10 protein-coding genes and 1 rRNA gene are annotated in these 11,273 nt (G+C 63.9%); 2 read left to right on the forward strand and 9 right to left on the reverse strand.

The genetic code is table 11. The features are described 5' to 3' along the window. Positions 1–37: 37 nt before the first annotated feature. The 7 genes from AC1DE1_RS18965 to AC1DE1_RS18995 form a co-directional block, all read right to left on the reverse strand. Positions 38–985, reverse strand: a complete 948-nt coding sequence (locus tag AC1DE1_RS18965; protein ID WP_477176847.1) for a septal ring lytic transglycosylase RlpA family protein — start codon at positions 983–985, stop codon at positions 38–40. Then, the gene (gene mltB / locus AC1DE1_RS18970; protein WP_477176846.1) at positions 982–2,010 is read right to left on the reverse strand and encodes a lytic murein transglycosylase B; all 1,029 of its coding nucleotides are present in this window, start codon (positions 2,008–2,010) and stop codon (positions 982–984) included. The genes AC1DE1_RS18965 and mltB overlap by 4 nt, the downstream gene beginning before the upstream one ends. Positions 2,011–2,165: 155 nt before the next feature. After that, positions 2,166–3,236 carry a rod shape-determining protein RodA gene (rodA, locus tag AC1DE1_RS18975; protein ID WP_441605059.1) on the reverse strand — a complete coding sequence of 357 codons (1,071 nt, stop codon included), beginning with the start codon at positions 3,234–3,236 and terminating at the stop codon, positions 2,166–2,168. Positions 3,237–3,280: 44 nt separating this feature from the next. Continuing rightward, positions 3,281–5,290 carry a penicillin-binding protein 2 gene (mrdA, locus tag AC1DE1_RS18980; RefSeq protein WP_477176845.1) on the reverse strand — a complete coding sequence of 670 codons (2,010 nt, stop codon included), beginning with the start codon at positions 5,288–5,290 and terminating at the stop codon, positions 3,281–3,283. 4 nt (positions 5,291–5,294) lie between these two features. Beyond that, positions 5,295–5,780 (reverse strand): rod shape-determining protein MreD, encoded by a 486-nt coding sequence (mreD, locus tag AC1DE1_RS18985; RefSeq protein ID WP_441605053.1) that lies wholly within the window; start codon positions 5,778–5,780, stop codon positions 5,295–5,297. Further along, positions 5,777–6,775, reverse strand: coding sequence for a rod shape-determining protein MreC (mreC, locus tag AC1DE1_RS18990; RefSeq protein WP_441605054.1), 999 nt, complete (start codon positions 6,773–6,775; stop codon positions 5,777–5,779). Before mreC ends, mreD begins: the two co-directional genes overlap by 4 nt. Positions 6,776–6,801: 26 nt before the next feature. Continuing rightward, a complete protein-coding gene (locus AC1DE1_RS18995; protein ID WP_046971370.1) occupies positions 6,802–7,848 on the reverse strand; it encodes a rod shape-determining protein in 1,047 nt (348 codons plus the stop codon). Positions 7,849–8,130: 282 nt separating this feature from the next. Here AC1DE1_RS18995 and AC1DE1_RS19000 point away from each other — a divergent pair, with 282 nt between their 5' ends. Then, a complete protein-coding gene (locus AC1DE1_RS19000; protein WP_441605055.1) occupies positions 8,131–9,066 on the forward strand; it encodes a carbohydrate kinase family protein in 936 nt (311 codons plus the stop codon). A gap of 61 nt (positions 9,067–9,127) precedes the next feature. On the opposite strand, the gene glpK is transcribed toward AC1DE1_RS19000, so the two are convergent. Next, positions 9,128–10,627 carry a glycerol kinase GlpK gene (glpK, locus tag AC1DE1_RS19005; protein ID WP_477176844.1) on the reverse strand — a complete coding sequence of 500 codons (1,500 nt, stop codon included), beginning with the start codon at positions 10,625–10,627 and terminating at the stop codon, positions 9,128–9,130. 66 nt (positions 10,628–10,693) lie between these two features. Between glpK and AC1DE1_RS19010 the strand changes: the two genes are divergently transcribed. Then, entirely contained in the window at positions 10,694–11,158 is a 465-nt protein-coding gene (locus tag AC1DE1_RS19010) for a hypothetical protein (RefSeq protein WP_477176843.1), read from the forward strand. A 10-nt stretch (positions 11,159–11,168) separates the two neighbouring features. Here AC1DE1_RS19010 and rrf read toward each other — a convergent pair. Next, positions 11,169–11,273, reverse strand: a 5S ribosomal RNA gene (rrf, locus tag AC1DE1_RS19015); the annotation flags it as partial.

The raw sequence follows: 11,273 nt of genomic DNA on the forward strand, positions 1-11,273 counted from the left end.
TATCGCGACGCCGAAGCGCCGCAAGAATTTCAATACGTCAGTCTACCGCGACCTGCGGCCGGGGCAGCCCCATGCCTTCGATTCGCGTGGTCACATCGTCGGCCTGGTCGACGCTGGCGAGCGGGCCGACCCGCACGCGGCGGATACTGCGGCCGTTGATTTGCGCATCCACCACCTGTACCGGCGCAAAATTCGCCGATCGCAGCTGCTGCGCGACGCGCTCGGCGTTGACCACGTCGGAGAATGCGCCCACCTGCAGAAAAATACCTGGCCCGGGGCTGGCAGGTTTGGGCGGCGGCGGTGGCGGCGGCAAGGCCTGGGCGGTCAGCGGCTGCGAGGGATCGATCGCGCGCACTTCCACCAGCCCCGTGCCCTTGGGCCATACGCCGATGCGCACAGCAGCCGCATAGGACAGATCGATCACGCGGTTCTCGTGGAACGGGCCGCGATCGTTGATGCGCACGATCACGCTCTTGCCGTTCTCCAGATTCGTCACGCGCGCATAGCTGGGGATCGGCAGCGTCTTGTGCGCAGCGCTGAACTGGTACATGTCGTAGTCCTCGAGACTCGAGGTCTTGTACCCGTGGAATTTGTTGCCGTAGAACGAGGCAATGCCACGCTCCACATAGCCGTTGGGCGAAGCCAGCACGTTGTAGCTCTGGCCAAGCACGGTGTATGGCGACTTGTTGCCGTACAGGGCGCGCGGCTCCACTTTCGGTACGGGCTCGGGCAGCTTGGCGATCACTTCCGGCGGCGGGCCTTGGGGCACGCTGTCGGTGTCGTCGCGATAACGGCTGCTCTGCGGGCGGCTGGTGTCGTCATTGACGCCGCCGCGCGACGACGAGGACGAGCCGCCGCTGCTACCCGACGAGTAAGGCCCACGCGACGACCCGCCGGCTTGACTCGAAGAGGGACGGGTTTTGCCGCCACTGCAACCGGCCAGCAGCGCCATCAACAGAAGTGGCAGCGCAAGCCGCCAGGTCATTGCGTGGCATCCATCCCGGTGTTCCCCTGGCCGTTGGCCCCCTCGGCAATCGCCTGCGCCAGCTGGTGCACCGCCAGCGCGTAGAGCGGACTGCGGTTGTAGGTGGTGATCACGTAGAAATTCTGGAAGGTGTACCAGTACTCCATGCCATCCGCGCCCTGCAGCGACTGCAGGCTGGTGGGCTGCCCAGGATTGAGCGACTGCACGGGCGCGTAGCCCCACGCTTCGAGCTGCTCGAGCGGCCATTGCGGTTTGGAGTCCTTGACGGCTATGGGCTTGGCGGCGCCATCGGCCCGGGCAGGCGCGGCCACCAGGCCACCGGTCTGCCAGCCGTGCTTGGCGAAGTAATTGGCGACGCTGGCGAAGATATCGGGCAGCGAGTTCTTCAGATCGATGCGGCCATCGCCATCGGCGTCCACGCCGAAGTCGCGGATGCTTTCGGGCATGAACTGCCCCCAGCCCTGCGCGCCCGCGTACGATCCGGTAAGCGTATCGACGGGACCGGCCAGGTGGTTCTCCGGCAATTCCAGCAGCACCTTCAGCTGCTGGCGGAAATACGTGGCACGCGGCGGGTAATACAGCCCCAGCGTCACCAGCGCATCGAGCACCTTGTATTTGCCGGTGATGCGGCCGTACGAGGTTTCCACGCCGACGATCGCCACGATGTACTCGGGCGGCACGCCATACTGCTTGCCGATACTGTCCAGCAGGGCGCGATGCTCGCGATAGAACGCGATGCCGTCGTTGATGCGCTGGGGCGTGAGGAAGATCGGCCGGTAATCTTTCCACGGCTTGGCTTCGGCCGGACGGCTGATCGCATCGAGGATGCTCTGCTGCTTTTTCGCGCCATCCAGCAAGGCATTGAGCGAGGCGCTGCTCTTGCCCGTATCGCGGGCGACTTCGCTGACCAGCTGATCCTGACCAGGATGGGTTTGCGCGAAGACCGGCGTGCATGCCGCGGCGAAAAACAGGCCCAGCGTGGCGATAAGGCGACGAGTCGGGAGCGACGCGGGAATCGAGGGCATGTATGACTTCGCTGTCGAAAACGGCTACGGACGAAGCCTAGCATGCGATGCGGAGAAAACAGGCGTTTTCGCGACAACCGGTCGCGCACAGGGTGCGCTCCCACAAAGGGGACCCATACTGTGGGAGCGCACCCTGTGCGCGACTGGTTGTGCCTCTACCGATGAATCTTCCGATTCGCATAAATCGACATCAGCACGCCAAAGCCCGTCAGCAGCGACACCGCCGACGTACCGCCGTAACTGATCAGCGGCATCGGCACACCCACCACCGGCAACATGCCGGCCACCATGCCGCCGTTGACGAACACATACACGAAGAAGCTCATGCCGATGGCGCCGGCCAGCAGCCGCGAATAGGTGTCGCGCGCTTCCATCGCAATCCACAGGCAGCGGCCGATGATGAAGGCATACAGCAGCATCACGCCGATCACGCCAACCAGTCCAAACTCCTCGGAGAACACGGCGAAGATGAAGTCGGTGGTGTGTTCGGGCAGAAAATCCAGGCGCGACTGCGTGCCGTGCTGCCAGCCCTTGCCGACCACGCCGCCCGAACCCACCGCAATCTGCGACTGGATGATGTGCCAGCCGTTGCCGAGCGGATCGGACTCGGGATCGAGCAGCGTGCGTACGCGATTGCGCTGGTATTCGTGCAGGAAATGCCAGGCCACTGGAATCATGCCGCCGACCACAGCCAGCAGGCTGCCGATCTTCCACCAGCGCATGCCCGACAGGAACAGCGCGAACGCGCCGGCGGCCGACACCAGCAAGGCGGTGCCGAGATCGGGCTGTTCCGCAATCAATCCGGCCGGGATCGCGATCAGGATGCCGACCACCACGATGTCCTTCCAGCTCGGCGGCAGCTGCCGCGGATGCAGGTACCAGGCCACCATCATCGGCATGGTGAGCTTGAGCAATTCGGACGGCTGGAACGACATGATGCCCAGGTTGAGCCAGCGCTTGGATCCGCTGCGGACCTCGCCGATGCCGGCGACCACCAGCAGCAGGAACACGCTGCCGGCGAACAGCCACGGCGTCCACGTGCGCAAGGTCTGCGGCGGAATGCGCGAGATCAGCATCACCAGCACACCGCCCATGGCAAAGCGCGCCGCCTGCCCGCCGATCATCGCCATATTGCCGCCACTGGCGCTGTACAGCGTGACGAGTCCCACGCCGGCCAGCGTGATCAGGCCCAGGGCGAGCGGGATGTCCATGCGCGGCCGCTTCATCACGCGGCGCACGAGGTTCACCAGGCTTACCTGCAATTCGTCGATCACGGGTTGCCTCCGTCGTCGGGCGTCGCCGAGCTGCTGCTTTCGGCGGGCATGGCGGACAGGTCGGCAGGCGTGGCTACCGGCGTGTCTTCAGGTAGTTCCGCTGCGCTCGACGGCGGGGCCGGGCCACCTTCTGGCGTATTCGACGGCGGCACAGGGCCACCTGTGGAGGCAAGCCATGCCTCCATCACCTTGCGCACGATGGGGCCAGCATCGGAAGCGCCCCAGGCGCCCGATTCCAGCATGGCCACCACAGCGATGCGCGGTGCTTCTGCCGGCGTATAGCCGATGAACCAAGCACGGTGACGTGTCGCCAGATACGCCAAATTCTTGTTGGTGTCGTAGTCATTGCTGCGACGAGAAAAGCGTTCCGCCGTGCCGCTCTTGCCCGCCACCAAATAAGGAAAGCCAGTGAACTGTCCCTTGGCCGTACCGCCGGCTTCGTTGACCACCGCCAACATGCCCTGATTCACGACGTCCCAGTCGTGCGGTTTGTGGATGAGCGACGGACCGGAAGGCGGATTCGGCAAAGGCACAGGACGCTCCTTCACGGCAGAGGTCGCCATGACCAGGCGCGGCGCGTATGGCGTGCCATGACCGGCGAATGTTGCCGTGGCGTGCGCAAGCTGCAGCGCGGTGACGGTCCAGTAACCCTGGCCAATGCCGGCAATGATGGTTTCGCCTTGGAACCATGGAAACTTGCTGCGCGTCGCCTTCCACTCGCGCGACGGCAGAATGCCTTCGGATTCACCCAGCAGATCGATGCCCGTCTTCTTGCCGAAGCCAAGACTGCCCATCCAGCCGGCCAGGCGATCAATGCCCATGTCCAGAGCGAGGCGATAGAAATAGGTGTTGGTCGACTTCTGAATGGCGCGCACCATATTCACGGTGCCATCGCCGCCACGTGTGTCATCGCGATAACAACGCTGCTGCCCCGGTATACAGAACTCACCCGTCGACAACACCGTGTCCTCGGGACGACGAACACCGAGCTCTAGACCACCCAACGCCAGGAACGGCTTCACCGTCGAACCCGGCGGGTACGCACTCTTGAGCGCACGATTGAGCAGCGGCTTGTCTTCGGCATTCATGTAGCCGGTGTAGTCGGCCTTGCTGATGCCGTTGACGAAGAGGTTCGGGTCATAGCTCGGCACGCTGACCATCGCCAGCACCTGGCCATTGCGCGGATCGATCGCCACCGACGAACCCGGCCGACCCTGGAAGGCGTCATTGGCGGCCTTCTGCACACGCATATCGATGCTGAGGTAAAGATTCTTGCCCGGCGTGGGTGCGTGGGTTTCCAGTACACGCTGCACGCGGCCGTCGGCGTTCACTTCGACCAACTCGTAACCGGGCTCGCCGTGCAACATGTCCTCGTAGGAACGCTCCAGGCCGCTGCGGCCCACGTGGCTCGTACCTTTGTAGCGATCCGGATCAAGCCGGTTCATGTCATCGGCGTCGATGCGGCTCACATACCCCACCACATGCGCGAACAACGGACCGTACGGGTAGCGACGGGTCAAATAAGGCACCACGTCCAGGCCTGGAAAACGCCAGCGATTGATGGCGAAACGGGCAATGTCGTCTTCGGTGAGATGCAGTTTCAGCGGCACGCTGTCAAAGCGACGATTCTGCTTGAGCTGCTTCTTGAAGGCGTCGATGTCGCCGTCGTCCAGCGGTATGACCTCGCGCACGGCGGCCAGCATGGCCGGCAAGTCCTTCACCTGCTCCGGCACTACTTCCAGGCGGAACGCCGGCACGTTGTCGGCCAGCAGCACGCCGGAGCGATCAAAGATCAGGCCACGCGCCGGCGGAATCGCGCGCGGCTTCACGCGATTGTTTTCCGAGCGCAGCGCGAATTCATCGTGACGCTGCACCTGCAGGTACTGATAGCGCGCGACCAGCGTGCCAAGCCCGATAAGAATCAGCGCAAAGCCGACCATCGCGCGCACGCGGAACAGCGCGGCTTCGCCACGCGTGTCCTTGATGGAGCGTCGCCGTATGGCCATGGCGCTACTGGATGCGCAAGCGCATGCGCAGGTCGTCCATGAGCAGGAACAGGAACGGCCACAACGCTGCGCCCACAAACGGCGAAATCCACCACGTCGCCGGCGGCAATGCGTCACCTGCAAACGTGCGCACGATCAGCAGCAAGATGCGGTCGTTCAGCAACAAGGCCAGCACGGCCAGGGTCTGCTGCCACATCGGGAAGAAACGCAGGCGCGAACGGAAGCGCAGCGCGATGAACACCAGCGCGCACAAGCGCATGGCCTGCTCACCCAGCAGTACGCCATCGAGCAGGTCCGCGCACAGGCCGATGATGAAGGCCATGCCCAGCGTCACGCGGTCGCCCGACTCCAGCGCCCAGTACAGCAGGAACAAGGCCGGCCAATACGGCTTGAACGGCTGCAGCGGCGCCGGCAGCGGAATCAGCATGGAGAGCACGGCGAACACCAGGGTGCCGACGAACCACAGCAGACTGACGCGTGGTTTGCTCATGGCTGCACCGGCGGGTTCGTCGTTGAAGGCGGCGTCTGCGCCGGCGTGGTGCTGGCACGCGGCGGCGGCGCCGCACTGGCAGCGGGTGCCGGTGCGGGAGCCAAGTCAGCCGGCGGGCCGACTTCTGCCGCGGGTGCCGGCGGTCCGGCGGGCTCGGCAAGATCGTGCAGGATCAACACGTTGTCGCTGCGATCCAGATCCGCCGCAGGACGCGCGCGGCCTTCCAGGAACAGGCCCGATGCCGCCGGTTCCACGCTGCGGATTTCGCCCACCGGGAAGCCTGGCGGAAAACGGCCGCCCAGGCCGGACGAGAGCAGCTTGTCGCCCGGGTGCACGTCCGACGCCATCGAAATATTCGGCAGGCTCAACAGATCGCCATCGCGCGTACCGTAAGCCACAGTGCGCAGGCCCGTGCGCTCGATCACCACGGGAATGGCGTGGTCGGGATCGGTCACCAGCATCACCAGCGAGGTGCGCGGCATCACTTCGACCACTTGCCCCATCACGCCGTGGGCGTCGATCACTACCTGGCCCGCCTTCACCCCGTCATGCGAGCCCACGTTGACCAGCATGCGGTGGCGATAGGCGCCCAGGTCCACGTTGATCACGCGGGCCAGCTGCACGTTGAGATCAAGACTGTGCTGGGTATCGAGCAATTGCTTGAGGCGCTCGTTCTGCTCGGCCACGGCCGCCATGCGGTTGAGCTTGGCGTTGGCCAGCAGCAGGTCTTCGCGCAGGCGCTGGTTCTGCTCGGTCAGCATCTTGCGGTCGGAAAAGGCCACGCTGAGCGTATGCATGCCGGACGCCGGCAGGCTGGCCAGCCGGTACACCGGCTCGACCAGCACCGAAGTGGCATAGCGCAGGCGCCAGATCCAGCCGTTGCGATGGTCGAGCACCATCAGCACCATGGCCAGCGCTAAATAGAGAATGAGCCTGAGGGTACCGGCGACGGTACCGGCAAACAGGGGCGAGGATTCCTCGCGCGCAAGCGCCATGGCCTAACCCGCCCCTGTCGTGTGGGTTACTCGGGAGCGAAGAAGTCGCTGCCGTGCTGATCGATCAGCTCCAGCGCCTTGCCACCGCCACGGGCCACGCAGGTCAGCGGCTCATCGGCCACCTGCACGTGCAGGCCGGTTTCCTCGGAGATCAGGCGATCCAGATCGCGCAGCAGTGCGCCACCACCGGTGAGCACGATGCCGCGCTCGGCCACGTCGGAGCACAGTTCCGGCGGGGTCTGCTCGAGGGCCGACTTCACCGCCGCCACGATGCCCGACAGCGGCTCGTGCAGCGCTTCCAGCACCTCGTTGGAGTTGATCGTGAACATGCGCGGCACGCCCTCGGCCAGGTTACGGCCCGAGATCTCGATTTCCTTCACATGCGTCTGCGGGAACGCGCAGCCGATTTCCAGCTTGATGCGCTCGGCCGTGGACTCACCGATCAGCGTGCCGTGGTTGCGGCGCACGTAGTTGATGATGGCCTCGTCGAAACGGTCGCCGCCCACGCGCACGGACTGCGAGTAGACGATGCCGTTGAGCGAGATCACCGCCACTTCGGAGGTGCCGCCACCGATGTCCAGCACCATCGAGCCGCGCGCCTCATGCACCGGAATGCCGGCGCCGATCGCAGCCGCCATGGGCTCTTCGATCAGGAACACGTCGCGGGCACCGGCGCCTTCGGCCGACTCCTTGATGGCGCGACGCTCCACCTGGGTAGAGCCGCAGGGCACGCAGACCAGCACGCGCGGGCTCGGACGGAGCATGCGCGATTTGTGAACCTGCTTGATGAAATGCTGCAGCATGGCCTCGGTCATCGAGAAGTTGGCGATCACGCCATCCTTCATCGGACGCACCGTGGCGATGTTGCCCGGGGTTCGACCCAGCATCTTCTTGGCGTCGCTGCCGACGGCGGCGACCGCGCGCGGACCACCCGGGCCACGGTCCTGACGGATCGCGACCACCGATGGTTCGTTCAGGACGATGCCCTGTCCCCTTACGTAAATAAGGGTGTTGGCCGTGCCTAGGTCGATCGAAATATCGTTGGAAAAAAAGCCGCGAAACTTCTTGAACATGGGTCCGCCGTGGTCCGGCTGTGGCTAAAAAGTAAGCGGGCCAGTCTAGTCAGCATGCATCAGGACCGCAAGGACATTCTCGTTAAGAAAGCCTTTGTTTACGCTGTGATATGCGACTTTTACGTAGCTTTTGTCTGACTTTGCGGAGGCGGTCTCGAAGGAAATCGCTCACGAGAGCATCGCCGTTGAGTCAAGTTCCCGGTATGATCGGGAACTTTGGGCCAGGCAGGCGCAAGCGCCGCCCGGACTGCCACTTCATCTGCCAGGGATCATCCTCGCATCATGTCAGCCGTCATTTGTGGATCGCTTGCCTACGACACCATCATGGTGTTCCAGGATCAGTTCAAGAATCACATCCTGCCCGACCAGGTTCACATCCTGAACGTGTCGTTCCTGGTGCCGCGCATGCGCCGCGAATTCGGCGGTTGCGCGGGCAATATCGCTTATAACCTGAAGCTGCTGGGCGCCGACCCGCTGCCGGTGGCCACGGTGGGCCAGGATTTTGGTCCGTACCAGGTCCATATGGAAAAGTGCGGCATCCGCATGGATTACGTGCGTGTGTTCGATGACCAGTTCACGCCGCAGTGCTTCATCACCACCGACCTGGACAACAACCAGATCACCGCCTTCCATCCGGGCGCCATGCTGAGCGCGCACACCAACCACGTGCGCGACATCCCGGATATCAGCTTCGCCATCGTGGCCCCGGACAGCCGCGACGCCATGCTGCAGCACGTGGACGAATTCTCCGCGCGCGGCGTGCCGTTCATCTTCGACCCGGGCCAAGCCATGCCCTTGTTCGACGGCGCCGAGTTCCGCGCGATGATCGAAAAGGCCACCTACGTGATCGTCAACGATTACGAGTCGCAGCTGCTGCAGCAGCGCACGGGCTGGAGCGCCCAGGAGATTGCCTCGCGCGTGAAGGCCTATATCGTCACGCTCGGCCCGCGCGGCTCGCAGATCTACACCGATGGCACCATCCACGAGATTCCGCCGGCCCGGGAACGCCAGGTGATCGACCCGACGGGCTGTGGCGACGCTTATCGCGCCGGCCTGATCTTCGGCATCATGAAGGGCAAGGACTGGCCGACGGTGGGCCGCATGGCTTCGCTGATGGGTGCGCTGAAGGTGGAGCATCCGGGCACGCAGAACCAGCATTTCGACTACGCGTCGTTCTCCAAGGAATTCGAAGAGCAGTTCGGTTACGCGATCGGCTGATCACTCGTCGTTCCGGTACGAACCAACAGCGAGGCCTCCACCATGGAGGCCTCGTCTGTTTTCAGCCCACGCGAAATCCCATGGTGGCGTTCACGGCCGCCTGCCAGCCGCGATAGAGGCCATCCCGCTCAGGTTCGCGCATCAGCGGTTCGAAGCGGCGATCGACCTGCCACAGGCTGGCGATCTCCTCGCAGCTCTGCCAGAAGCCGATGGCCAATCCCGCCAGATAGGCCGCGCCAAGCGCCGTGGTTTCCTGCACGCGCGGGCGCAGCACCGGAACGCCGAGCATGTCGCTCTGGAACTGCGCCATGAAATCGTTCGCGATGGCGCCGCCATCGGCGCGCAGTTCCTTCAACAAGATGCCCGCATCCGCTTCCATCGCCGTGAGCACGTCGCGCGACTGGTAGGCCATCGATTCCAGCGCGGCGCGCACAAAATGCTCCTTGCTGGTGCCGCGGCTCAAACCAAATACCGCTCCGCGCACGTCGCTGCGCCAATACGGCGCACCGAGGCCAACGAAGGCCGGCACCATGTAGACGCCATCGCTCGATGCCACACGCTCCGCATAGGCCTGCGAGTCCGACGCCTTGCCCAGCATGCGCAGGCCGTCGCGCAGCCACTGGATCACCGAGCCGGCCACGAAGATGCTGCCCTCCAGCGCATAGTGCACCCGATCGCCCAGCTGCCAGGCGATGGTGGTGAGCAGGCCATGCGTCGACGATACGGCCTGCTCGCCGGTATTCATCAGCATGAAGCAGCCGGTGCCATAAGTATTCTTGGCCATGCCGGGACTGAAGCAGGCTTGCCCGAACAGCGCTGCCTGCTGATCGCCCGCGACACCCGCGATCGGCACATTCGCACCGAAGAACTGGGCCGGCGCCGTATGGGCGTAGACCTCACTGCTTGATCGCACCTCGGGCAGCATTGCGCGCGGGATATTGAGCATGGCGAGCAGATCGTCGTCCCAACGGCGACGATGAATGTCGTAAAGCAATGTGCGGGCCGCGTTGCTCACGTCGGTGACATGCGTGGTGCCGCCGCTGAGATTCCAGATCAGCCAGCTGTCGATGGTGCCAAACAGCAGCTCGCCCTTCTCCGCGCGCTGCTGCGCACCCTCCACGTGATCGAGGATCCAGCGGAGTTTGGTCGCCGAGAAATAGGCATCGATCAGCAGACCGGTGCGCTCGCGCACGAGTGGTTCGTGCCCTGCCTGCTTCAGCTGCTCGCAGATATCCAGGCTCTGGCGCGATTGCCAGACGATGGCGTTATGGATCGGCTGGCCGGTCGCCCGGTCCCATACCACCGTGGTTTCGCGCTGATTGGTGATGCCGATTGCTGCCACTTCGCCGAGATCCACCTGCGTGTTCGCAAGCAACTCGGTCACGGTGACCAGCACGCTGGTGAGAATCTCGCGCGGGTTGTGCTCGACCCAGCCCGGCTGCGGAAAGATCTGGGCGAATTCGCGCTGCGCGACGCCGACGACCGATCCCGAATGATCGAACAGGATCGCCCGCGAGCTTGTCGTTCCCTGGTCGAGGGCAAGGATGTAACGCTTTTCCACGTCTGCCGGCCCCTGCTGCGCTTGGCTGATGGGCCAAGCCTAGCAGTTCGATCCTTGAGGCCGTCAGTGCGCGCCTGCTTTCTCGCCTGGCTGCATGATGCGATCGATGAAAGCCAAGGCCAGCGCAGACACCACAAACGCCAGGTGCAGCAGCACCTGCCATTTGATGGTCTCGGCGTTGAGCGAATCGGCCTTGATGAAGGTCGCAAGCAGGTGAATCGACGAAATGCCGATGATGTCCGATCATCGCAAATTCGTGCGACAGACGGCATCCCACTTCGCGTGCTCATTCAGGCGCAGGCAAGAACTTGGCGCCATGGCTGCGTGACCCGTGCGTCGACTGCTCCTGATGGACATTTGGACGTCTATTCGAAGAGCTGCAGCACCGCGCCGGAGCTCCGCTCCCGAGCAATTCGTTCGCCAGGGCGCAGTCACGCCACGCAGAAAAACAGCTGTTTTTTGGGGATTTTCAGCGCGGAAATTTTCAAAACACGCAAGGACAAACGCCTTCCCGGATGGGAAGGCGTTTGAGGGATAAAGCCCCTGGCGGTGACCTACTCTTGCATGAGAATTCACACTACCATCGGCGCAGCTGCGTTTCACTTCCGAGTTCGGGATGGGATCGGGTGGGGCCACAGCGCTATAG

The sequence above is a fragment of the Dyella sp. 05T440 genome, from assembly GCF_056395965.1.